The following is a 23759-nucleotide window of genomic DNA, read 5'->3' on the forward strand; positions in this document are numbered from 1 at the left end:
GGGATCGCGTTGCATCATGTGGCTGTTCAAATCGGTTTTCGCGCCGGATCAGCTTCCCGTTATTGCCGGGGAGGGCGTCTATCTGCGCGTTCCTCAGTCCAGCGACTTCCAGGCCTGGAGGGATCTGCGCGCCGAGAGCCGGACCTTCCTCACGCCCTGGGAGCCGGTGTGGCCGTCGGATGACCTCACCCGTGGCGCCTATCGCCGCCGCATGCGCCGCTACGCCCGCGACATGATGGCCGACGAGGCCTATCCGCTGTTCCTGTTCCGCAGTCACGACCATGCGCTGGTGGGCGGGCTCACGCTGTCCAACATCCGGCGCGGGGTCTGTCAGGCGGCGAGCCTAGGCTACTGGATGGGCGAGCGTTATGCAGGGCAGGGCTATATGAGCGCGGGCGTCGCCGCCATGCTGCCGCTGGCCTATGACGTGCTGCATCTGCGCCGCATCGAGGCGGCCTGCATGACCCACAACACGCCCTCGATCCGTCTGCTGGAGCGGCTGGGATTCGTGCGCGAGGGCTATGCCCGCCAGTATCTCTGCATCAACGGTATCTGGGAGGACCATCTGCTGTTCGCCCGGCTGAAGGGCGATTGCCCCAAGCCCCACACCGCACGCGGAAGCATCGACGGGTTTCAGGACGATCTGGAAGACGGGCTGGGCTTGCAGCGCCGCAGCGGCACGGAACGCGTGCGCCCTTAAGAAGCCCTCTCGTGAGAGGCCGCTGACCGCCCCGTGTGGTGCTCAGTTCGCCGTCTTGCCGGCGGTCGGCAGGAGGGGGCTCGGCTTGGCGATTTGCTCGATCATGGTGCGCACGGCCGCATCGCCACCGCGACTGCGGACGGCTTCCAGCAGCGGCGCCGCCGCACCGGAGCGGCGGATCAGGCTCTGCGCATCCGGCATCACATAGGCATTGTCCCACGGCCCCTGCACGATGAAGGGCAGGTCGAAGGCCGTCGCGGCGGCACTGCTCAACAGGCTCGCTTCGCCTTTCAGGTCGAGATCCCGATGCACCACGGAGACCGCGCCGTTGAGGGTCAGCTTCACCAGCTTGCCCTCGATGCGGGCGCCCTCGATGGTGGCCTGTCCATTCTCGATATGGGCCTTGGCCTCCAGCGTGTTGAATGCCGTGCGCCCGCCACGCAGGTCGCCGCCCCCGGACAGTGGACGCTGTTCGATGTGGCGTAGCGCCTGCGCCACATCGAGGCCGACGATGGCCCCGGCCTTGCCGGAAAGGGAGATGTCGCCGCTCAGGGAGTGGGCAAGGCCGTAGATGCTGCTGCCATGTCCGGTGAGGCTGGCCTGGATGGAGCCGGTGCCTTCCAGCCGACGCACGTCGGCCATATCGCCGAGCGCACGATCCAGCGCCACGTTCGACGCCTCCATATCCAGTCGCAAAGCGAGGGAGCCGCGGGCGGTTTCGGATGGCGCGAGCATCATGGTGGCGCGCAGCAGGCCACCCCAGGCGCGGGCCTCGCCGATGGACATGTCGAGCCGGCCACCGCGCAGCACGGCTGTTCCGGCCACCCGCTCGAACAGGCTTTCGTCGGCGCGGATGCTGTTGGCGGACAGGCGCAGGTCAAGATCCACCTTGCGCAGCGGCGAGACATCAAGGCGGGAATGATCCCACTCATGGCCGCCGCCTGCGGTCAGGGACACGCGGCCATAGGGCGTGATGTTGAGGGCATCGGCGGCAAAGGTGCCTTCCACGAGGGGGCGCTCGCCGTCGAGCTTCATGGTCAGCCCGCCCTCGCTGCGGTTGCCGTCCATCTCGATATAGGCAGGGGTCAGGGCGATCTGGCGGGCATGGGCCGACAGATGCGCCCCGAAGGCGAAGCGGCCGAAACCGCCCGAGGTCGCCACCGGCTGGCCGACCCAGCCCAGCAGGTCGCGAAGGTCCGGCGAATCGAGCGTGATCTCGCCCTCGGCCACCGGATTCGGGCCGGCGGCGCTGGTGCCGCGGAACTTCAGCCAGGAGCCCGCCACCGAAACGTCGAGCTTGGTGTCGCTGTCTACGCCGTCCAGAAAATGGCGGGCATTGCCCACGATCATCCGGCCACTCACCACATGATCCCGCCACGAGAAGTCGGCGGAGGCGCTGATGCCCCGTCCGCCGCCGGAACGCTCCAACCGGGCGTCGATGGCGCTCACCAGTTCCTGGGTCAGTCCGTTCTGGTCGCGCCAGGCAATGGTGCCGTTCTCGACCTTCAGCGTGGCATTGGACGTGCCGCTGACGAAGGGGGCGAGGGACAGGTGAGGTACGGTCACGGGCCCCGACATGGTGAGGATGGGGCGCTCCAGCGTCACGCTGGCCACCTCCGCCCGCCCCATCAGCAAGGGCAGCAGGCTGAGCCGGGCGGTCAGGCGCTCGGATTCCAGCGCTGCGGTGCCCGGCATGGAAAGCTGGATTCGGTCGAGAACGATGCGTGGTGCCGGCAGCAGGGAGAAGCGGCTTTCGCCCAGCACGGTCACGTCCCGTCCCGAACTGGCGGCCAATGCATCGGACGCCGCGCGACGCACCTCGGCCTGCGGCACGAGCGCAGGCGCAACCGCCAGCGCCAGCAGGAGCAACCCCGCTATCGCGCCCGCCGAGGCGGCCGTCACCAGCGCGAGGCGCCGGGCAGATGGACCGAGAGTGACCACGTTTCTTCGAACAATCCTGTTGTTGGAAAAGGCTCGAACACTACGCCCGCACCGCGATTCGAACGCCAGCCCGGCTTGAAGCCGGCGCGACAATCGTTGCGGTCTGTGTTTCTTTGATGGCTGGCTAGGGCCCGGCGACTGTCTGGATAGGACCTGAAGGAGGGTTCCACAAGGGAGGCCCCGTTGCGCCTCCATGACGGGACATCCTGCCTCTTCTTCAGCGAGGCCGGAAACGCCGAGGGGGCAAGTCTTTCCAGCCGTTTGATGCACAGGATGCCGGAAAGGCGCGGAGGTATTTTACTGCGCGCAGCATCCCGCTGCGGCAGACGAACCCTCAGAGGTCGATTCGCGCTGGTGGCGTGCGTTCCGCGCTCAGCGCGCGGAGGCTCGTGAAATGCGGGCCAGCAGAATGACCGGCAGCAGGCCGACAATCACGATGAGCAGCGCGGCGAGCGCGCCATCCTCATAGGTGCTGCGCGCGGCTTCCGCATAGATGTGGGTCGCCAGTGTCTCGACGCCGAGTGGACGAAGCAGCAGTGTGGCCGGCAGTTCCTTCATGCCATCCACGAACACGATCAGCGCCGCCGTAGCGAGCGCCGGGCGTAGGAGCGGCAGATGAACCGTGCGCACGACGCCCGTCCGGGTACTGCCGAGGCTGCGCGCGGCCATGTCGAGGTGCGGCGAGAGCTTGGCATAGCCTGCCTCCACGCCGCCCACCGGAATGGTGAGAAAGCGGATGGCATAAGCGATCACCAGCGCGCCTCCCGAGCCGGAGATGAGAAGGCCGGTGGAGACGCCCGCGAACTGACGGGCAAGGCTGTCCAGAAAATTGTCGAAGGCCGCGAAGGGCGTCAGAAGCCCGATGGCCAGAACCGTGCCGGGCACCGCATAGCCGAGACTGGCGATGCGGGCGAAGGCGGTGCCGAGACGGCTGCGGTCCAGCCGCTGGGCGACGGACACGATGAGGCCGAGCAGGAGCGCGAGGGCGGTACCGGCCAGCGCCAGCACGGCACTGTTGCGGGCCTCGCGCAGCACATCCATGGAAAAGCCCGAAAATTCAACGCGCTGTATGGTGGCGTTCAGAAGATGGGCGAGGGGAACGCCGAAGCCGAGAAGCACGGGCAGGGTGCACAGGAGCACGGCCCCCATGGCTGCGAGGCCATTGAGACGGGTTGGGGCTTGCGGCTTCGCGGAGCCCGTCGCCACGAACCGCCGGCTGCGCCGCGCCGAGCGCTCGGCGACGATCAGCAGCAGCACCAGCGCCAGCATGACAAGGGCGATCTGTGCGGCTCCCGGCAGGTTCGAGCGGTTCACCCACGTCGTGTAGATGGATACCGTGAGGGTGCGCATGCCCAGGAATTCCGACGCGCCGATGTCGCCGAGGGTTTCCAGCAGCGCCAGCGTCACCCCGGCGACGATGGCCGGCCGGGCGAGCGGCATGGCGATGCGCACGAAGGTGCGCAGCGGGCCTGCCCCAAGCGTGCGCGCCACATCCAGCGCCGCCGCCGATTGCACGAGGAAACTCGCTCGCGCCGACAGATAGACATAGGGGTAGAGCACCACGCTGAGCACGAAGATGCAGCCGCCAGTGGAGCGCAGGTCGGGAAGCCGCAGGCCGCGCGGGCTGGAAATGCCGAGCATGAAGCGGATGGCGCTCTGGACCGGGCCGAGCGGGTGCAGCACATCCAGATAGGAATACGCGACGATATAGCTGGGCACCGCCAGCGGCAGCAGCAGGGCCCAATCCAGCATGCGGCGGCCGGGAAAGTCGCAGGTCGAGACCAGCCACGCACAGGGCACGGCAATCAGAACCGTGGCCATGCCCACGCCAACCAGCAGCATCAAGGTCTGGCGTACGGCCTCCGGCAGCACGTTCTCGATCAGGTGCGGCCACAGGTCGCCGGATCCCTGCGCGGCGATTTCGACCAGCGCCAGAACCGGCAGCAACGCCAGAAGGGCAACGCCGCCGGACACCAGCAGGATGGCGCTGCCCCGGCGGGGCAGGAAATGCGCGCGGCGTCTTGAGCTCCGCCGCAAGGCAAGGTCGGTCACGCGCTTTGAGATCCTGTTTGAGGATCAGGGACTTGAAGCCGGATCCGATGAGCCTGATTCAACGGCTTAATGTGCCGGCTCGGGGCGAATCCCGCCTCTGTAAGCGGTCAGAAGAGTTCAGCGCCGGCCGACTGTAAAGCCGGCCGGCGCGTAACTGCTCAGTTGTCGAAGCCGACCTTGTCCACCAGCTCGCTCGCCTTCTTGCGCGCCTTGGCGACATCCACCAGCGAGACGGTGTCGATCTTCAGCGGGCCAAGCTCGGCGATGACCGGGGCCACCTTGGCGCCGGCGAGAACCGGATATTCCATGTTCTGCTCGGCATAGACCGCCTGCATCTCCGGCGAGACGGCAAATTCCAGCAGCTTGATGGCATTGGCCTTGTTGGGCGCGTTCTTCGCCACCGCGGCGCCGGACACGTTCACATGCGTGCCGCCGCCCTCGAAGACGGGCAGGACCACCTGCACGCCGTCGCCCCACTTCTGCTGCTCGGGGCCGCCCTTGCCGGTGCGCATCAGGCCCACATAGTAGGAATTGCTCACCGCCACGTCGCAGATCCCGCCGAGCACGTCGCGCGCGCCCTCGCGGTCGCCGCCGGTGGCCTTGCGGGCGAGGTTGGCCTTCAGGCCGCGCAGCCAGGCTTCGGTCTTTTCCTCGCCGTGATGGACGATGTAGGCGGCGGTCAGGCCGATATTGTAGGGGTGCTGGCCCGAGCGGATGCAGACCTTGCCCTTCCACTTGGGGTCGGCCAGTTCCTCATAGGTGAAGCTGGCCGGCTTGGGCAGGTCCTTCGCCTCGAAGATCAGGCGGGCGCGCATGGAGAGCGCGAACCAGTTCCCGGCGGGATCGCGCAGGTTGGCGGGAATCGCCTTGGAGAGCACGGCGCTGTCCACGGGCTGGGTCACGCCGGAATCGACCACGTCGAGCAGATTGCCCACGTCCACGGTCATCAGAAGGTCGGCCGGAGAGGCGGCGCCTTCCGCCTTCACGCGCTCGGGCAGGCCGTCCTTCACGAACACGCTGTTCACGGTGATGCCCGTGGCCTTGGTGAAGGCCTCGAAGAGCGGCGCGGCGAGCGCCGGCTCGCGGGTGGTGTAGACATTGACCACCTGCTGCGCGGATGCGCTTGCTCCCAGCAGCGTCATGGCACCAGCAGCCAGAAGCAGTGTCTTGGCCATCGAGCGCGCCATCATATCCTCCCGATCTCGTTTCCCCACCTGCCGGATCTCGGCAAAGCGTGCCGTAGCGGGAGCGTCAAAGGTCGTCAATAAAAGACGCAGTGACGTCAATAGGTTGGAGAAGCTAAAAAGAGGGGCGAATTGCGCACAAAGAAAAGGCCCGGCAGATGCCGGGCCTTTCACTGTCTGGCAGGCGCCTGAGATCAGTCGCCGAGGCCGCCGATGTGGTGCTGGGCGTAGAGCTGCACGCCGAGCTTCTCCACCAGATCGAGCTGGGTCTCGAGGAAATCGATGTGGCCTTCCTCATCCGCCATCAGTTCCTCGAACAGGTTCTTGCTCGGGAAGTCCTTCACCGACTGGCAGTAGGCCGCAGCTTCCTGATACAGGGCGCGGGCCTCCTTCTCGGCGGCGAGGTCGGACTCGAGGATTTCCTTCACGTCCTGGCCGATGCGCAGCGGGTCGAGCACCTGCAGGTTCGGGAAGCCGTCGAGGAAGAGGATGCGGTCCACGAACTTGTCCGCATGCACCATCTCCTCGATGGCCTCGGTGCGCCACTTCTTGGCGAGATCGCGATAACCCCAGTTCTCAAGCATGCGGTAGTGCAGCCAGTACTGGTTGATCGCCGTGAGCTCCGAACGCAGGCCGCGGTTCAGATACTCGATGACTTTCTGATCGCCCTTCATCTGGGTCTTCTCCTAAGGGGGCAGCGCCGCGCCGCCATCTCGAAACCTGAAAACAGAATTAGACCAATTCTAAAGTGAGCGCAACAAGGATGGCGCACACCATCCAGTCCCGTTGGGGAAAAGGTTGGGCGGAGACCTATTCGGCAGCGAGGATGCGAGTGGAGAGATTGGCGGCAGGGCAGGCGGTCGGACATTCCGCGCAGGAGTGAGCCTGCACTTCGTCCAGAATAGCACGAATGGTCCGGGCGCAGCGGCCGCACTGGGGCGAACAGCCGAGGCAGCGATAGACCTGACCGGGCGACGTCACGCTCCCCGACGATGCGAGGGCATCTCGGACTTGCGTATCAGAAAAGACGTTGCACGAGCAGACGATCATCTAGAGGCCCGGTACATCATAGATTAGATCGCTTCTAAACAAGCGATTTACTAATCAGTTCTCGCAGAGGCGAGCCATCGTCGTCAATGGCACCCGAAATGGCATGTAGGACCGGAAATGGCGATTTCAAAAGGAAAGGGGGTTCTTTTTATCTTTTCTATTGTGAGTGCGCGCAGTGCCGCAGGCAGTACACGGGCAAGCTTCGCCCCTCCCGCGTGCATGCTCTCAGGGGTGGGAAGCGTCAGCGTGGCAGAACGATCTGGGCCAGCATGCCCACGTCCACGCCACGCTTCAGGGTGAGGGTTCCGCCCTGGGCGCGCACTAACGCGGAAATCCGTGCCATGCGGAAGGGGCGTGCCAGGCGCCCGAAACGGTCAGAGACGGGGGCAGGCGCCGCCGGATCGAGTATCTGACGGATTTCCTCTTCGCTCAGGCCTGTCCCGCCATCGCGGATCTGGATGAGGGCCGCCTGCGGCTCGGGTTCATCCGTCTCCGCCAGCGTCACGATGACCTGCCCGTCGGCGGGTGTCGCCGCGAGGGCTTCTTCCACAAGCATGCGGACGATGCGCGCAAGGCCCATGTCATCGCAACGGGCCGCCACATCGTCGGGCAAGGCGGAGCGGAGCAGTACGCGGCGACGCCGGGCAGCGTCGGCAAAATGCACCAGCGCAGCCTCGATGATCGGCGCCAGCAGAACCGGCGACTGACGCGGCGCCTCCGGCAATGCCAGTTCGTCGAGGTCGCCCAGAGTCTGCAGCACGGCCCGGCCGGCGGCGGCGGCAGTATCCGCCAACTGGTGATAGCGGCGGTTGCCCACGGGGCCGAATGTGCCGCGCTGCACGCTTTCCACGAAGCCCAGCAGGGCCGTCAGGGGATCGCGCAGATCGTGGGAGAGGCGTCGGGCGAGGGTGTCGAGACGCTCGGGCGTATCCTCGAGTCCGGCCAGGGGCTGGCTCGGCGTGGCGATCTCGCCAGCTTCCCGCAGCACCAGGCAGAAGCGCGTCCCGCTCTCGCCGGCCGGTCCCAGCAGGGCATCCACCGCGTGCTTCTTGCCGGAACGGCGGCGCACGATGAGCTGCTCGCTTTGCTGGGCCTCGCCATCGAGTGCCCGATCGAGCATGGCAACAGCCGGCACGTGGCTTTCCGGCGCCAGCAGCAAAGTGAAGGGCTGGCCTTCCACTTCCTCGGTGGCAAATCCAAATTCCGCTGCGGCGATATTGGCGATCTCGACCGTGCCGTTGCGGTCCAGCAGCAGGATGGCGAACGGCATGAAGTCGAGCGCCTGACGGCGGGCCGTCGCGCGTTCCAGCTGGAGACGTTCGCCGGTTTCGGCCTCGGAGGGGGCGCTATCGTCGCGGGCCGCCGGGGGCTGGGGCTTGGTGTCGCCTGCGCCGCCTTCCAGCGGACGGATCACATGCACCAGCGCCGGCCGGCCCTGCCATGGCGAGGAGACAAGACGCACCTCCACCGGCAGCCGATCCCCATGCAGGGATTCCAGGTCGAGCAGGCCCGTGCCCGCATCACGCAGGAGACGCGGTGACAGGCCGCCGGAGGCGATGAATTCGTCCAGATCCCTCACGCCCAGCCAGCCCAGCAGCGTCCTGTTGGCGCGCACCGTCGTGCCGGCCTGCTGAACCACCACGCCAATGGGAAGGCGATCGATGAGCTGCTCCTCGCCATCCCGGTCGGGCGCAGGGGCGGCAGGCGGAGGTGTCGGGATTTCGAGGGGGCGAACCATTTCCGCCGCGTCCTGTGATGTGGGGGCGGCGATGGCGGCGACCGGCTTCGGCCATTCGTCGATGGCTTCGGTCAGCGTGCGGGCGATCTCGTGGAAGGCCGATTGTTCGCGGGCCGTCAGCGTGTTGCCGCGCAGCGGCACCACGTTGAAGGGGCGGTCGATGGGGGCTTCGCCTTCCATCGGCTCTGCCGTGCTGGACTGAACCGGTGCCGGACCTGAGCCATCCCGCCACAGCAAGCCGAAGCCCCGTGTGCCGAGGCGACGGCGTGCGGCATCGAACAGCGGCACACCGCCAAATTCGATCTTCTGCGGCGGGTGGCCGCCCGATGCCAGCGTCAGCCCGAAGAAGCTCGATCCCGCCAACAGCGCCTCGCGCATGGGGGTGCCGTCCTCAAGGAGGCCGGCTTCGGCCAGTTCCTCGAAGTCGCGGCCGATCCAGGCATCGGCGGCACCGCCCAGAGCCTCGGGGAGATCGGGGGAAATGCGGGTCAGGCGTCCGCTCTCGTCCGCGGCCCATGAAAAGCGCAGCGCCCGCTGCTCGGAAGACGGCGGGCGGGCTGTTGCAGTCACGACGGGCAGACGCGTCAGGCCGGGTAGCGAGCGGGCAGGGTCGGCGGAGTTGGCAAGGGCGAGCGGATCCGCGAACAGCACCACCTGCCCGATGGAGACGTGCAGGGAGATGCAGGCGAAGGGCTTGGGCATGAGCGAGAAGGGCAGGCGCACCCGCTCCAGCCGCGGTGCCCGGCGCAGCGACATGCCGACACGTTTGGCGACGATCTTCACCCCAAGCGGCGCAGGCCCTCCGGCCTCGATGCCCAGAGGGGCGCAGGCCGGGGTGGCGGCCAGCACCGTCATGTCCGGAAGCATCACCAGAAACGAGGGGAGATCATCCCTTCGCAGCGGGGCGAACAGCGCTTCCTGGTGCGGCGGCATACGGTGCGTCGACTCGCTCATGGCCTCGGTGCTGTCGGACGGGTGAGTATCCCTGCGGACACGATCGGGAATCGACTGCGGAGACGTCCATCTCTCGCTGCCGAAGGTGGCGGGCAAATATTAACAGGCCGCCAATCGTACCGCTGTCGCGCAAATGTTTCATCTTGCCGACGGAGGCCCAATCCAGCCTAAAATCCCTGTGGGGCAGAAATTAAGGCCCCCTTGCCCGAGGAGTAACCAGCATGACGCCGAAATTCGGTCCCGATCTGGAGTTGCCCGCGGAGTTGAGAGCCATTGCGGAAAAAAATGTCGCACAAGCCCGCCAGGCTTTCGACACTCTTTTCGACACGGCGCGCGAGGCCGTGGGGGACTCCGAAGGCCGCATCGAGGAAATGCGGACAGGTCTGCGTGACCTGCGCCAGAAGACGCTGGGGCTGGTGGAGACCAACTTCAATGCCAGCTTCGACTTCCTGAACAAGCTCGTGCAGGCGAAGAGCCCGCAGGAGGTGCTGACCCTGCAGACGGAATTCCTCACTCGCCAGATGCAGGCAGTGTCCGAGCAGGCGGCGGCGCTCGGCAGCGACGCACGGTCGCTGGGCGAAACCACCGTCCGCACGCTGGACGAGCATGCCCGTGCGCTTGCCGAGCGGGTGAAGGCTCTTGGCGCCGTGGCGGCGCAGCATGCCAAGTCCGCCGCCGAGGACGTGAAGGCCGCCGGCAGCGCGGCCACGCGGGATGCCCAGGCCGCCACCGAGCAAGCCACGCAGGCGGCGGAGAACTTCAACGATCCCAACCGCACCTACTGAGGGCGGAGAGGGCAAAAGATTGCGCCGCACCCGAGGCTTAGCTTTGTGCGGCGCAAAAAAGGATTTTGAACTTTCATTGCACTGCGTTACATTGAACATGTCTGAGGTGAGGCGGCTTCGTAAATATAAGAAGCTGAGGTGAAGGCGGTTCGTGACGCGCGTTTTCCGTTCCGACGGGCGCCGTGGGACACGCCATGCGTGGCTATTTCAACACCAACGCTCCGAGGAAACCATGACTGATCCCTTTAAGGCGTTTCAGGACCAGTTTGAGAATGCCACCAAGGCGTTTTCGTCCGTAGAAGTTCCGGCAGCCTTCCGCGACATGGCGGAAAAGAGCGTGCAGAGCTACCGCAGCAATTTCGAGAAGATGAAGGCTGCCTCCGAGCAGACCTCCGATCTGATCGAAGGCACCTACACGACCGCCTCCAAGGGCGTCGCCGAATACAATCTGAAGTCGCTGGAGATCCTGCGCACGAACGTCAATTCGGCGTTCGACTTCTTTGCCTCCGTGCTGTCCGCCAAGAGCGCGACCGAGGCGGCCGAGCTGTCCACGACGCATCTGCGCACCCAGTTCGAGACTCTCTCGTCCCAGGCCAAGGAGCTCTCCGCTCTGGCCCAGAAGGTCGCGACCGAAAGCTCCGAGCCCATCAAGGCGGGTGTGGAGAAGACCTTCCGTTCGGCGGCCTGAGACGCCGACATTCCGAGATCCGGGGCGCCCAATGGGCGCCCTTTTTATTTGTCGATGCCGCGTGGTCATCCCTCCCGCCGTCCGCGCGCCATACGGTCTGTGACTTGACGCCCCCCGCGCCGCTTGCGAAGACCCGACCATCGCGCCACCTGAAAGGGCGTGTGTCCCTCCGCTGGGCATTCTTGCCGCGAGGGGCCGGGCCCGGCGCTTCCCGGGCGCGCCAGCGAGTGCCCCATGCGTGCCATTGGAACCTATTCGCCCATCCTGATCGTCGGTCCCTCCTGGGTCGGCGACATGGTGATGGCAGCGAGCCTCGTGGCGAGCCTCAAGGCGCAGGATCCCGGTCGCCCCATCGACATGATGGCGCCCAAGGCGGCGCTGCCCGTGGCGCAACTCATTCCCGGCGTGCGTCGAACCATTCCGCTGGGCCTCGGCCATGGCGAGTTCGGCTTTCTGGCCCGCTGGCGGGCAGGGCGGGCGCTGAAGGATGAGGGCTACGGCAAGGCCATCATCCTGCCGCGCGCCTTCAAGGCCGCCATCGCGCCTTTCGCCGCCGGCATTCCCGAGCGCATCGGCTATGCCGCCGAAGGGCGCAGCATCCTTCTGACCGACGCGCGGCCCGACACCTTCCGCAAGACCGCCCGCACCATCGACCGGTTCGTGGCGTTGGGCTTGCCTGAAGCGCCGCCCCAGCCGTCGGAGCGGCCGGTGCTCAACCTTCCGGAAGCCGATCGCATCGCGATTGCGCAAAAGTTTCCGCTGGCCGGATTGGGGCCGGTGATGGCGCTCTGCCCCGGCGCGGAATATGGCCCGGCGAAGCGCTGGCCCGCGCGAAAATTCGCCCAGCTGGCTGCGCAGGCCCATGCGGCGGGCTATCAGATCCGTGTATTGGGCGGGCCCAAGGACGCTCCGCTGGCGCAGGAGATCGTGGAGAAGGCCGGCGTGCCGGTGGAGGATCTGGTGGGGCGCACGTCGCTGGTGGAGGCAGCGGGCATCCTGGCGGCGGCCGAGGTGGTGATCTCCAACGACAGTGGGCTCATGCATGTGGCCGGCGCCCTCGATCGGCCGCTGGTGGTGCTCTACGGCTCGTCTTCCGAAAAGATGACTCCGCCCACGGGTCCGCATTCGGTGGCCATTTCGCACGACGTCTCCTGCCGCCCCTGCTTCAAGCGTGAATGCCCGCTGGGCACGCTGGCCTGCTTCGAGGCCATCCGCCCGCAGGAAGTGTTGGCCGCCGCCATGGCGGTGCAGGGATGAGCCGGACTTCGCGCCCATGAAGGTGCTGGTGATCAAGCTCTCTTCGCTGGGCGATGTGGTGCACACCTTCCCGGCGGTGACGGACGCCGCCCGCGCCATTCCCGGCCTTGAGCTGGACTGGGCGGTGGAAGATGCCTTCGTGCCGCTGGTGAAGCTGCACCCCTCCGTGCGGCGGGTCATTCCCGTGCCGCTGCGCAGATTGAAGAAGAAGCCTCTGGCGGCTTTGCGTTCCGGTGAAGCGGGCGCGGTGCGCGCTGCGCTCCAGTCTGAACGCTATGATGTGGTGATCGATGCCCAGGGGCTCATGAAGAGCGCCGCCGTGGGTCTTTTCGCGCATGGCCGCCGTCACGGCTTCGACCGCGCCACAGCCCGCGAGGGAATGGCGAGCCTCACCTATGGCCAAGGCCACCATCTGCCCGAGACCGAGCATATGGCGGTGCGCATCCGCAAGCTGTTCGCGGCGGCGCTCGGCTACAGCCTCGACGGACTGAAGGCCGATGCCGGCCTCGTCACCGCGCCGCCCCCACCCATGAGCGGGCCCTATTGGGTTTTCCTGCACGGCACCACCTGGGGCACCAAGACCTGGACGGTGCCGCACTGGCGAGAGCTGGCCGCGCGCGCCGGCAAGGCCAAGCTGGACGTGGTGCTGTTCGCCCACGGCGCCAAGGAAGAAGCACGGGCTGCCGCCATCGCAGCCGATCTGCCCAACGTCCATCGCGCGCCGCCTGCCGGGCTCGACGCCGTGGCGCCCATCCTTGCGGGAGCGGAAGCGGTGGTGACGGTGGATACCGGCCTCGGGCATCTCGCCGCGGCGCTGGGCGTGCCGACCATCGGCCTCTACGGCCCGACGAATCCGGTCCTGACCGGATTGTTCGGCCCGAAGGTGCTGGAGCTGCGCTCCCTGCGCGACTGTGCCCCCTGCGAGAAGCAGATCTGCCGCATCGCCCCCGACCGCACCGAAGGCCCGCCCTGCCTTGCGGACTTTACAGGTTCCGACATCTGGCGCTCGGTCAGCCTGCTGCGGCTCGGCAGCGCCGATGCCATGGACAAGATGTGAGGGCGGAGGGATAAGGGGCGCGTTTTCAACGAGGCCCCATATCCGATGATCAAGACCGCCCCCGGCGCCCGCGATACTGTTCTCGTGACCGGAGGGGCCGGCTTCATCGGCTCGAACATGGCCCGCGCCTTTGCCGAGGACGGTTATCGCGTCGTCATCGCCGACTGGCTGGAAGACGGCCCCAAGTGGCGCAACATCGCCGACATCGCCCTCGATGACGTGATCCGCCCCGAGGCAGTGTCCGCCTTTGTGGAGCGCGAGGGCGGCAGGCTGCACGGCATCGTCCACATGGGCGCCATCTCCGCCACCACCGAGCGCGACGGCGACAAGATCATCGCCCGCAACGTGCGCCCGACGCTGGACCTGTGGACGCAGTGTGCCGCCAAGGGCATCCGCTACATCTACGCTTCCTCGGGCGCCACCTATGGCGACGGCGCCCAGGGTTTCCGGGACGACGAGGCCCAGAACGCACTCGCCAGCCTCGCCCCGCTCAACGCCTATGGCTGGTCGAAGCTCATGGCCGATCGCCGTTTCGTGGCCGATGTGGTGGCCGGCCGGCCGTGCCCACCGCAATGGGCGGGCCTGCGCTTCTTCAACGTCTACGGGCCGGGCGAGGACCACAAGGGCGACATGCGCTCGGTGATCCACAAGATCTATCCCACCGCCGCAAAGGGCGAAGCGGTCACGCTCTTCAAGTCCCACCACCCGGATTATGAGGATGGCGGGCAGTTGCGCGACTTTCTTTATGTGAAGGATTGCGTGAGCGTGGCCCAGTGGCTGCTGGAGACGCCCGGCGTCTCGGGCATCTTCAACATCGGCACCGGAGCGGCCCGCTCCTTCGCCGATCTCGCCCGCGCGGTCTTCACCGCCGCCGGCCAGGCACCGCGCATCGACTATGTGGACATGCCCGAGAGCCTGCGGGGCGCCTATCAGTATTTCACCCAGGCCGACGTCTCCAAGCTCAAGGCGGCTGGCTATACGAAGCCCTTCACCAGCCTGGAGGATGGCGTGTCCGATTATGTGACGCGCTACCTGCGCGGCGGCAACGCGGCCTGAGCGGCGGAGACGATCAGGATGCTTGCTGAAACGCAGCCCGGCACCATCGCCGTCATCGGCGACGTGATGGTGGACCGTTACATCACCGGCTCGGTATCGCGCATTTCGCCCGAGGCCCCCGTGCCCGTTCTGGTGCATGGCGCCGAGCGCATCGTGCCCGGCGGCGCGGCCAACGTCGCCGCCAATGCGGCAGCCCTCGGCGCGCCCGTGGTGCTGGTGGGTCTCGTGGGTGCCGACGAAGCGGCGCAGGAGCTTTCCGCCGCGCTCTCGGCTTTCCCCGGCATCGCGCTGGACGCCATGGTGGCGGACGCCGGCCGGCCGACCATCACCAAGACCCGCGTCATGAGCGGGCGCCAGCAGATCGTGCGCATCGACGCCGAGACCACCCGCGCCCCCGAGGCGGAGGTGGTCGCCCGGCTGGTGGCCGCAGCCGAGGCCGCCATCGCCCGCGCCAGCGTGGTGGTGCTGTCCGATTACGCGAAGGGCGTGCTCTCCGACACGGTGATCGCGGCCGCCATGGCGGCGGCCAAGGCGCGCAACGTGCCGGTGATCGTCGATCCCAAGCGCCGTACCTTCGAGGCCTATGCGGGCGCGAGCCTCGTCACCCCCAACCGCCGTGAGCTGGCGGAAGCCACCGGCCTGCCGGACGAGACCGACGCCGATGCCGCCCGCGCGGCGGAAGCGGCCGGCCGCCAGTTCGGCGGCGACGTGCTGGTGACGCGGGCCGAGAAGGGCATGACCCTCTGGCGCCAGAACGGCCGGGTGCTGCATGTGCCGGCCGAGGCCCGCGAGGTCTTCGACGTCTCCGGCGCGGGGGATACCGCGCTGGCGGCACTCGCCGTCTCGCTGGCCGGCGGGCAGAGCCTTGAGGTCAGCGTGGGCATCGCCAATGCGGCGGCGGCGCTGGCCGTGGCCAAGCTCGGCACGGCGGTGGTGACGCGGGCGGAACTGCGCACCGCGCTGGAGAAGACGGCGGTGGAGATCGAGCGGCCCGGCGCGCTGGTGTCGCTGGAGGACGCCTGCCGCATCGTCTCCGCCTGGAAGGCCAATGGCACGCGTGTGGTGTTCACCAACGGCTGTTTCGATCTGCTGCATCCCGGCCATGTGAGCCTGCTGGAGCAGGCGGCGAGCCATGGCGACCGGCTGGTAGTGGCGCTGAACAGCGATGCCTCGGTCAAGCGCCTGAAGGGCGAGACCCGCCCGCTGCAGGACGAGCAGGCGCGGGCGACCGTCATGGGCGCCCTGCGCTGCGTGGATTTGGTGGTGCTGTTCGAGGAAGACACGCCACTGGAGACCATCAAGGCCCTGCTGCCAGACGTACTGGTGAAGGGCGCCGACTATGCCCCGAGCGCGGTGGTCGGCGCGAAGGAAGTGCAGGAGGCCGGCGGCGAACTGGTGCTGGTCGATCTGGTCGCCGGCAAGTCTACCTCCAGCCTCGTCGCCAAAGCGCGAACCTGAGGAAGCCCGTCTAACCTATTGAAAACGGCCCGGATGTCACCATCCGGGCCGTTTCAGTTTCAGTGGAGAGTCAGAAGCGTCTCAGGCCGCGCAATAGGCGATGACCTTGCGCATGAAGGCCTCGCAGACGTCGAGCTGGCTCTTTTCCAGATATTCGTCCGGCTGGTGCGCCTGCACGATGGAGCCGGGGCCGCAGACCACGGTGGGGATGCCGGCCATTTCCACGAACAGGCCCGCCTCGGTGCCATAGGCCACCTTGGCGTGGTCGTTGCGGCCGGCGAAATGCTTGGCCAGCACTGCCACCGGCGCGTCGGGCGGCGTGGAGAGGCCGGGGAAGGCGCTCTTCAGCTTGAATTCGATGCCCGTCTGCGGCGCCTTCGCCTTCATGCGCGGCTCCAGCGTCTCGCGGGCGTAGGCGATGACCTCGTCCGTCAGGGCTTCCACGTCGTCCTCGGGGAGGGCGCGGACTTCCCAGTCGATGGTGGCGAGTTCCGGCACGATGTTCAGAGCCGTGCCACCATGGAAGGTGCCCACATGGGCGGTGGAGTGCGGGATGTCGTAGAGGGCGTCGCGCTGGCCTTCCGCCGCCAGCCGGTCGCCGAGATCGGCCACCTTGGCGACGAGACGGCCACCGGCTTCCACGGCATTCACCAGTTCCGGCGCACGGGAAGAGTGGCCGCCCGCACCGGTGATGGTGGTGGCATAGCTCTTCTTGCCCTTGTGGCCGACCACCACCTGCATGCTGGTGGGCTCGCCGACGATGCAGGCTTCCGGCTTGTAGCCCTTCTCCACCATGTGATCGATGAGCGGACGCACGCCTACGCAGCCGATCTCCTCGTCATAGGAGATGGCGAAATGGATCGGCTTCTTGAGCGGCTGGGCCTTCATTTCGGCCACCATGCCGAGGCAGACGGCCACAAAACCCTTCATGTCGCAGGTGCCGCGCCCATAAAGCTTGCCGTCGCGCTCCACCACGGTGAAGGGATCGGAGGTCCACTCCTGTCCGTCCACCGGCACGGTGTCGGTGTGGCCGGAGAGCACGATGCCGGGCACGTCGCGCGGCCCGATGGTGGTGATGAGGCTGGCCTTCTTCTGCTCCGTGTCTTCCACGCGCTCGAAGAAGATGCCCTCTGCGGTCAGGAATTCCTCGATGGCCTCGATCAGCGGCAGGTTGGAATTGCGGCTCGTGGTGTCGAAGGAAATGAGCCGCGACAGCCAGTCGAGGGTCTGGGGATTGGGCATCGCGCGGAACTCCGGAAGCTCTTTTTTCGTCGGGCGACGGGAAAAACGACTCCAGCGTATCCCTGCCGCATTGCACACATATACCCCCTTTTGCTGCTGGTGCAGCCTGCGCACGCAGGGCTTGCAGTGGATTTTGGGGGCGGGCAGCCCCTGCCGCTGCGGACCCGCGTTGCCCGGAGCGAAGCTCTGCCATAAGAGCAACGCACGCAGCCGGGCGGGCGGAGACGGAGTTGCGTATGTCGGAAGTCACCTTGGTGCTGGGCGGCGCCCGTTCGGGCAAGAGCCGCCACGCCGAACAGATCGTGGAGCGGTTGGATAGTCCTTGGGCCTATCTCGCCACCGCGCAGGCGTTCGACGCCGAGATGGAGGCGCGTATCGCCCTCCACCGCGCCCGCCGCAGCGAGAGCTGGCGCACCTATGACGCCCCGCTGGATCTGGCTGGAACGCTGGATGCCTTGCCCCCGGACATGCCGGCGCTGGTGGACTGCCTCACGCTATGGCTGACCAACCATCTGCTGGCTGAGCACGATCTGGAGGCGGAAGCCGCGCGCCTGATCGCCGCCGTGCTGCGCCGGAGCGCGCCGGTGGTGCTGGTGGCCAACGAGGTGGGGCTCGGCATCGTGCCGGACAATGCGCTGGCCCGGCGCTTTCGCGATGCCGCGGGCCGGCTCAATCAGGATCTGGCAGCCAAGGCCGACCGGGTGGTGTTCCTGGTGGCGGGGCTGCCCATGGTTTTCAAAGACACTGTGGTGAAAGACCGATGATGAACGAACCCATCGATCCGCGCGATGCCGAACGGCACCGAGCCAAGATGGCCAAGCGCAAGGCCGTGCAGGACGCCGAGGTGGCCACCAAGACCACCGTGGAGAAGGGCCTGCTGATCGTCCACACCGGCCCCGGCAAGGGCAAGAGCACGGCTGCCTTCGGTCTCGCCCTGCGCATGCTGGGCTATGGGCGCAGCGTCGGCGTGGTGCAGTTCATCAAGGGCGCCTGGCACACGGGCGAGAAGGACGCCTTCTCGGCCTTCGGCGACCGGGTGAAGTGGCACACCATGGGCGAGGGCTTCACCTGGGAGACGCAGGATCTCGCCCGCGACAAGGCCGCCGCCCAGCGCGCCTTCGAAAAGGCCGTCGAGCTGATGGCCGACCCCACGCTGTCGCTGGTGGTGCTGGACGAGCTGAACATCGCTCTGCGCTACGACTATCTCGACCTCGCCGAGGTGATCGCGGCGCTGGCCGCCCGCCGGCCGGACCTGCACGTGGTCGTCACCGGCCGCAACGCCAAGCCGGACATGCTGGCTGCGGCCGATCTCGTGACCGAGATGCAACTGGTGAAGCACCATTTCGCTGCCGGCGTGAAGGCGCAGGTGGGCATCGAGTTCTGACGGCATCCGGCAGCGGGCAGGCGAGGGGCGGGCAATGGCGCGGGCATTGATGTTCCAGGGCACCGGCTCGGACGTGGGCAAGTCCCTGCTCGTGGCCGGCCTCGCCCGCGCGTTTGCCGACCGGGGCCTGAGGGTGCGCCCCTTCAAGCCGCAGAACATGTCCAACAATGCCGCCGTGACGGCGGATGGCGGCGAGATCGGCCGCGCGCAGGCGCTGCAGGCCCGCGCTGCGCGGGTGCCGCTCTCCGTGCACATGAACCCGGTGCTGCTGAAACCGCAGAGCGAGATCGGCGCGCAGGTGGTGGTGCAGGGCAGGGTGGTGGGCACCGCGAAGGCCAGCGCCTACCAGCAGATGAAGGCCGGGCTGATGCCCGCCGTGCTGGAGAGCTTCTCCCGCCTCAAGGCCGAGGCGGACCTTGTTCTGGTGGAAGGCGCGGGTTCGGCCTCCGAGGTGAACCTGCGGGCCAACGATATCGCCAACATGGGCTTTGCCCGCGCCGCCGACGTGCCCGTGGTGCTGATCGGCGACATCGACCGGGGTGGCGTCATCGCCAGCCTCGTCGGCACCAAGACCGTGGTGGAGGCGGCCGATGCGGCGCTGATCGCCGGCTTCATCGTCAACAAGTTCCGGGGCGATCCGGCCCTGTTCGGCACCGGCATGGAGCTGATCGCCCGCCATACCGGCTGGGCGCCGCTCGGTCTCGTGCCGCATTACGCGGGCGCGGCCCGCCTGCCGGCCGAGGATGCGCTGGGCGTCGCCGGGCCGCAGGCGCAGAAGCCCGAGGCCCGCATCCGCATCGCCGTGCCCATCCTGCCCCATGTCTCCAATTTCGATGATCTGGACCCGCTGGATGCGGAGCCCGCCATCGAGGTGCTGCGCATCCGGCCTCAGGATATTTTGCCGGCTCATACGGATCTGGTGCTGCTGATCGGCTCCAAGGCAACCATGGCCGATCTGGCGGCGCTGAAGGCTGGCGGGCTGCATCACGACATCCTCGCTTTCTCCCGCCGCGGCGGCCGGGTGCTGGGCCTGTGCGGCGGCTATCAGATGCTAGGCGAGGGGCTGGACGATCCGCAGGGGGCAGAGGGGCCTGCCGGCTCCATGGAGGGGCTGGGCCTGCTGAAGACGCGAACGATGATGACGGGAGACAAGCGCCTTGAGGCTGCGACCGGCACCTCGCATCTGGGCGCGCCCTTCGCGGGCTATGAGATGCATATCGGTGCCACCACCGGTCCCGACACCGCCCGGCCCTTCGCCATGCTGGACGGGGCAGGGGCGGACGGCGCCGTCTCCGCGAATGGGGCCGTCATGGGCACCTATGTGCACGGCCTGTTCAACGATGATCGTCAGCGCGCGGCACTGATGGCGCTGCTTGGCGCCGGGCCGTCGCAGGTCTCTTATGAAGAGCAGGTGGAGGCGACGCTGGATGGCCTTGCAGCCCACCTTTCCGCCCACATGGACCTCGACCGGCTGCTCACATTAGCCCGATGAGGATCGCGCCCAGCGTGATGAACGTCACCATGAGCATATCCGCCGCCAGATAGAGCCGCAGCGCCGCTCGGATATCGCGGGCGCCGATCTCCCGCCGGCCATTACCCATGAAGGCCGCATTGGCCACCACGCCGCCATAGGAGCGCGGCCCGGCAATGGAGATGCCGAGCGCCCCCGCCATGGCCGCCTCCGGCCAGCCGGCATTGGGCGAGCGGTGGTGCTTCGCATCCCGCCACATGGCCTCCCAAGCCGCCTTGGCCGAGCAGCCGGGCAGCATCCCTGCCGCCGCCACCACCAGCAGGCCGGAGAGGCGCGAGGCGGGCAGGTTGACCAGATCATCCAGCCGCGCCGCCGCCCAGCCGAAGGCCTCATAGCGCGGGTTGCGATGGCCGATCATGCTGTCGGCGGTGTTCAGCGCCTTGTAGCCCGCCCCGCCGGCAAGCCCGCCCACCAGCATCCAGAAGGTGGGGGCGACCACGCCGTCGGAAAAATTCTCGGCGAGGCTCTCGATAGCGCCACGGGTGACGCCGGAGACGTCAAGGCTCTGCGGATCGCGCCCGACGATGTGGGAGACGGCCTCCCGCCCGGCCACCAGACCGCCGGTCTCCAGTGCCCATGCCACCCGCGCCACATGCCAGTAGAGCGAGCGCTGGGCGAGCAGCGTGCTGCCGAGCACGCCAGCCAGCAGAAAGCCGAGCCCGCCGAGCCGCAGCACGTTCTCGATCAGCGCCGCCGGCACCATGGCGCAGGCCAGCAGCACGATGACCGTGAGCACGCCGTTGGCCTTGCGCCGGGCCGGGGCGAGGGACGGGCGGTTCAGTCGCGACTCGAGCGCCGAGATGAGCGCGCCGGCCCAGACCACCGGATGGCGGACAGCGCGATAGAGCGGCTTGGGATAGCCGATGGCGCCTTCCACAAGCAATGCGACGCAGGTGAGATCGAAAGCCATGCTCAGACGGGGCTGGAGTGAGGGGCAGGAACGCTGCGGCAGGCGAGGCGAGGGCGGGGCAGGGCACCGCCCTCCTCCCACCGCGCGTGCGCCGAACATGGCTGCCATGTAGCCGTGCGCGCCCGAAGTGTCTTCATTTTCTCATGACGAAGTGCGAGATAGCGCCAGTTTTGGAACGAGGCAGGATGTCGCCATGCGCGTCGCAATGATTGGCACGGGGTATGTGGGTCTGGTGTCGGGCGCCTGTTTCGCCGACTTCGGGCACCATGTCACCTGCGTGGACAAGGATGCGCAGAAGATCGAGCGGCTGGAGCGGGGCGAAATCCCCATCTTCGAGCCCGGCCTCGACGACATTGTGGCCCGCAACCGCGCCGCCGGTCGGCTCGATTTCGCCGTGGACCTGACGCAGGCGGTGCGCGAAGCCGATGCGGTCTTCATCGCGGTCGGCACGCCCTCCCGGCGCGGCGACGGCCATGCCGACCTGTCCTATGTCTACGCCGCCGCCCGCGAGATCGCGGAAGCTGCCGAGGGCTATACGGTGGTGGTGACCAAATCCACCGTGCCAGTGGGCACCGGCGACGAAGTGGAGCGGGTGATCCGCGAGACCCGGCCCGATGCCGATATTTCGGTTGTCTCGAACCCCGAATTCCTGCGCGAAGGCGCGGCCATCGAGGATTTCAAGCGCCCCGACCGCATCGTGGTGGGCACCGACGAGCCGCGCGCCCGCGAGGTGATGACGCAGCTCTACCGGCCGCTGGCGCTGAACAGCCTGCCGCTGTTGTTCACCGGCCGCCGCACCTCCGAGCTGATCAAGTACGCTGGCAACGCCTTCCTGGCGGTGAAGATCACCTTCATCAACGAGATCGCCGATCTGTGCGAGCAGGTGGGTGCCAACGTGCAGGAAGTGGCGCGGGGCATCGGCCTCGACAACCGCATCGGCGCGAAGTTCCTGCACGCCGGCCCCGGCTATGGCGGCTCCTGCTTCCCGAAGGACACGCTGGCCCTGACCCGCACCGCGCAGGAGGCCGGCACGCCGCTGCGCATCGTAGAGACGGTGGTGGGCGTCAATGACGTGCGCAAGCTCGCCATGGCCAAGAAGGTGATGAACGTTCTGGGCGGCGACGTGCGCGGCAAGACCGCCGCCGTGCTGGGCCTGACCTTCAAGCCCAACACCGACGACATGCGCGAGAGCCCGGCCCTCTCCATCATTCATGCCCTGATGGACAAGGGCATGAAGATCCGCGCCTATGATCCCGAAGGCATGGAAGAGGCGAAGAAGCTGCTGCCGGCCGGCGTCACCTACACCTCGGGTGCCTATGAGGCCGCCGAAGGTGCCGACTGCCTCGTCATCGTCACCGAATGGGATGCCTTCCGGGCGCTGGATTTCGAGCGTCTGCGCAAGATCATGGCCCAGACCGTGCTGGTGGACCTGCGCAACATCTATCGCCCCGACGAGATGCAGGCGCTCGGCTTCACCTATGAGAGCGTCGGACGCGGTTCGGATGCGGCAGAGGGCCTCGCCGCGCCCGCTGTCCACTGATTGCGGCCATCCTGCCGTCCAACTTGGCCTCTTTGGTCCGCGACGGGGCAGGGTAGGTTCTGCTAAGACCTCGCCCCTCGGGGCGAATGTCTTCCTTTACCGTCGGATGCCTCGCCGACTCTTGGGTGCAGTGGCACATGCGTTTTCTGGTGACAGGCACGGCGGGCTTCATCGGGTTCCACCTGGCGAAGCGTTTGCTGGGGGCAGGGCACGTGGTGGTGGGGTTGGATGGCCTGACCCCCTATTACGATGTCACCCTCAAGCAGGCCCGCCACGCGGAGCTGGCCAAGCACAACGGCTTCTCCGCCGTCATCGGCATGCTCGAGGACCAGAACGCGCTGGATGAGGCCGCCGCCCTCGCGCGGCCGGACGTCATCGTCCATCTCGCCGCGCAGGCGGGCGTGCGCTACAGCCTCGAAAACCCCAAGGCCTATGTGGACGCGAACCTGAACGGCTCGTGGAACGTGCTGGAACTGGCCAGGCGCCTTCAGCCCCGCCACCTGCTGCTGGCCTCCACCAGTTCGGTCTATGGCGCCAATGCCAAGGTCCCGTTCGCCGAGACCGACCGCGCCGACGAGCCGATGACGCTCTATGCCGCGACGAAAAAGTCCATGGAGGCCATGGCGCATTCCTATGCGCACCTCTATGGCGTGCCGACGACGGCGTTCCGCTTCTTCACCGTCTATGGCCCGTGGGGCCGTCCGGACATGGCGCTGTTCAAGTTCGTCGCGGCGATCCTCAAGGGCGAGCCCATCGACATCTATGGCGAAGGCCGCATGTCGCGCGACTTCACCTATGTGGACGATCTCGTGGAAGCCGTGGTGCGTCTGGCGGACCGGGCGCCGGAGATCGGCGTGCCGGCGGGGCAGGCGGGTCTGGACTCCCTGTCGCCCGTGGCGCCCTTCCGGGTGGTCAACATCGCCGCCGGCCAGCCGGTGGGCCTGATGGAGTATGTGGAGACCATCGAGCGCGCCGTGGGGCGCCCGGCCCTGCGCAACATGCTGCCCATGCAGCCCGGCGACGTGCCGCGCACCTATGCCTCCGCCGCGCTGCTGGAGGCGCTCACCGGCTATCGGCCCGACACGCCGGTGTCCGTGGGCGTGCCGGCTTTCGTGGACTGGTATCGCGCCTATTACGGCATTTGAGCGCCTTCGTCGTGCATCGGCACGGTGGAGCGGTGCTGTTTGCGCCTGAGAGCGATTTTTCGCTGCCGCCATTTCCGGCGGCCGGCT

20 protein-coding genes are annotated in these 23759 nt (G+C 67.3%); 12 read left to right on the plus strand and 8 right to left on the minus strand.

Annotation, left to right across the window (positions count from 1 at the left end; translation table 11 throughout):
- Nucleotides 1-16 precede the first annotated feature (16 nt).
- Entirely contained in the window at nucleotides 17-700 is a 684-nt protein-coding gene (locus tag IEW24_RS09670; protein ID WP_188577902.1) for a GNAT family N-acetyltransferase, read from the plus strand.
- A gap of 42 nt (nucleotides 701-742) precedes the next feature.
- Here the strand turns inward: IEW24_RS09670 and IEW24_RS09675 are convergent, their stop codons facing one another.
- From IEW24_RS09675 to IEW24_RS09700, 6 genes are all read right to left on the minus strand, one after another.
- Nucleotides 743-2641, minus strand: coding sequence for an AsmA family protein (locus tag IEW24_RS09675; protein ID WP_188577904.1), 1899 nt, complete (start codon nucleotides 2639-2641; stop codon nucleotides 743-745).
- 372 nt (nucleotides 2642-3013) lie between these two features.
- The gene (locus tag IEW24_RS09680; protein ID WP_244644280.1) at nucleotides 3014-4693 is read right to left on the minus strand and encodes an ABC transporter permease; all 1680 of its coding nucleotides are present in this window, start codon (nucleotides 4691-4693) and stop codon (nucleotides 3014-3016) included.
- 158 nt (nucleotides 4694-4851) lie between these two features.
- Nucleotides 4852-5868 carry an extracellular solute-binding protein gene (locus IEW24_RS09685; protein ID WP_188577907.1) on the minus strand — a complete coding sequence of 339 codons (1017 nt, stop codon included), beginning with the start codon at nucleotides 5866-5868 and terminating at the stop codon, nucleotides 4852-4854.
- 203 nt (nucleotides 5869-6071) lie between these two features.
- Nucleotides 6072-6551, minus strand: coding sequence for a bacterioferritin (gene bfr / locus IEW24_RS09690; RefSeq protein WP_188577909.1), 480 nt, complete (start codon nucleotides 6549-6551; stop codon nucleotides 6072-6074).
- A gap of 136 nt (nucleotides 6552-6687) precedes the next feature.
- Entirely contained in the window at nucleotides 6688-6927 is a 240-nt protein-coding gene (locus IEW24_RS09695) for a (2Fe-2S)-binding protein (protein ID WP_188577911.1), read from the minus strand.
- 241 nt (nucleotides 6928-7168) lie between these two features.
- Nucleotides 7169-9619 carry a sensor histidine kinase gene (locus tag IEW24_RS09700; protein ID WP_188577913.1) on the minus strand — a complete coding sequence of 817 codons (2451 nt, stop codon included), beginning with the start codon at nucleotides 9617-9619 and terminating at the stop codon, nucleotides 7169-7171.
- A 221-nt stretch (nucleotides 9620-9840) separates the two neighbouring features.
- Between IEW24_RS09700 and IEW24_RS09705 the strand changes: the two genes are divergently transcribed.
- The 6 genes from IEW24_RS09705 (at nucleotide 9841) to rfaE1 (ending at nucleotide 15920) form a co-directional block, all read left to right on the plus strand.
- A complete protein-coding gene (locus IEW24_RS09705; protein ID WP_188577915.1) occupies nucleotides 9841-10404 on the plus strand; it encodes a phasin family protein in 564 nt (187 codons plus the stop codon).
- Between the two features lie 232 nt (nucleotides 10405-10636).
- Nucleotides 10637-11092 (plus strand): phasin, encoded by a 456-nt coding sequence (locus IEW24_RS09710; protein ID WP_188577918.1) that lies wholly within the window; start codon nucleotides 10637-10639, stop codon nucleotides 11090-11092.
- A 234-nt stretch (nucleotides 11093-11326) separates the two neighbouring features.
- Nucleotides 11327-12349, plus strand: a complete 1023-nt coding sequence (gene waaF, locus IEW24_RS09715) for a lipopolysaccharide heptosyltransferase II (protein WP_188577920.1) — start codon at nucleotides 11327-11329, stop codon at nucleotides 12347-12349.
- Nucleotides 12350-12365: 16 nt separating this feature from the next.
- Nucleotides 12366-13406: a lipopolysaccharide heptosyltransferase I gene (gene waaC / locus IEW24_RS09720; protein WP_188577921.1), complete on the plus strand. Its 1041-nt coding sequence runs from the start codon at nucleotides 12366-12368 to the stop codon at nucleotides 13404-13406.
- 45 nt (nucleotides 13407-13451) lie between these two features.
- Nucleotides 13452-14462, plus strand: a complete 1011-nt coding sequence (gene rfaD / locus IEW24_RS09725) for an ADP-glyceromanno-heptose 6-epimerase (RefSeq protein WP_188577924.1) — start codon at nucleotides 13452-13454, stop codon at nucleotides 14460-14462.
- 18 nt (nucleotides 14463-14480) lie between these two features.
- Nucleotides 14481-15920 carry a D-glycero-beta-D-manno-heptose-7-phosphate kinase gene (rfaE1, locus tag IEW24_RS09730; protein WP_188577926.1) on the plus strand — a complete coding sequence of 480 codons (1440 nt, stop codon included), beginning with the start codon at nucleotides 14481-14483 and terminating at the stop codon, nucleotides 15918-15920.
- 81 nt (nucleotides 15921-16001) lie between these two features.
- On the opposite strand, the gene argE is transcribed toward rfaE1, so the two are convergent.
- Nucleotides 16002-17162 (minus strand): acetylornithine deacetylase, encoded by a 1161-nt coding sequence (gene argE, locus IEW24_RS09735; RefSeq protein ID WP_188577929.1) that lies wholly within the window; start codon nucleotides 17160-17162, stop codon nucleotides 16002-16004.
- A 236-nt stretch (nucleotides 17163-17398) separates the two neighbouring features.
- Between argE and cobU the strand changes: the two genes are divergently transcribed.
- From cobU to IEW24_RS09750, 3 genes are read left to right on the plus strand one after another with little or no spacing between them, the layout of a single operon-like run.
- Nucleotides 17399-17926 carry a bifunctional adenosylcobinamide kinase/adenosylcobinamide-phosphate guanylyltransferase gene (gene cobU, locus IEW24_RS09740; protein WP_188577931.1) on the plus strand — a complete coding sequence of 176 codons (528 nt, stop codon included), beginning with the start codon at nucleotides 17399-17401 and terminating at the stop codon, nucleotides 17924-17926.
- On the plus strand, nucleotides 17926-18546 hold the full coding sequence (gene cobO / locus IEW24_RS09745) for a cob(I)yrinic acid a,c-diamide adenosyltransferase (protein WP_188578801.1): 621 nt from the start codon (nucleotides 17926-17928) through the stop codon (nucleotides 18544-18546). Before cobU ends, cobO begins: the two co-directional genes overlap by 1 nt.
- A gap of 34 nt (nucleotides 18547-18580) precedes the next feature.
- The gene (locus IEW24_RS09750; RefSeq protein ID WP_188577933.1) at nucleotides 18581-20038 is read left to right on the plus strand and encodes a cobyric acid synthase; all 1458 of its coding nucleotides are present in this window, start codon (nucleotides 18581-18583) and stop codon (nucleotides 20036-20038) included.
- Here IEW24_RS09750 and cbiB read toward each other — a convergent pair.
- A complete protein-coding gene (cbiB, locus tag IEW24_RS09755; protein WP_188577935.1) occupies nucleotides 20022-20987 on the minus strand; it encodes an adenosylcobinamide-phosphate synthase CbiB in 966 nt (321 codons plus the stop codon). The genes IEW24_RS09750 and cbiB overlap by 17 nt on opposite strands.
- Nucleotides 20988-21180: 193 nt before the next feature.
- Between cbiB and IEW24_RS09760 the strand changes: the two genes are divergently transcribed.
- Nucleotides 21181-22527 (plus strand): UDP-glucose dehydrogenase family protein, encoded by a 1347-nt coding sequence (locus tag IEW24_RS09760; RefSeq protein ID WP_188577937.1) that lies wholly within the window; start codon nucleotides 21181-21183, stop codon nucleotides 22525-22527.
- A gap of 137 nt (nucleotides 22528-22664) precedes the next feature.
- Entirely contained in the window at nucleotides 22665-23672 is a 1008-nt protein-coding gene (locus IEW24_RS09765) for an NAD-dependent epimerase (RefSeq protein WP_188577938.1), read from the plus strand.
- Nucleotides 23673-23759: the final 87 nt, after the last annotated feature.

This window comes from Azorhizobium oxalatiphilum, from assembly GCF_014635325.1.
Taxonomy (GTDB): domain Bacteria; phylum Pseudomonadota; class Alphaproteobacteria; order Rhizobiales; family Xanthobacteraceae; genus Azorhizobium; species Azorhizobium oxalatiphilum.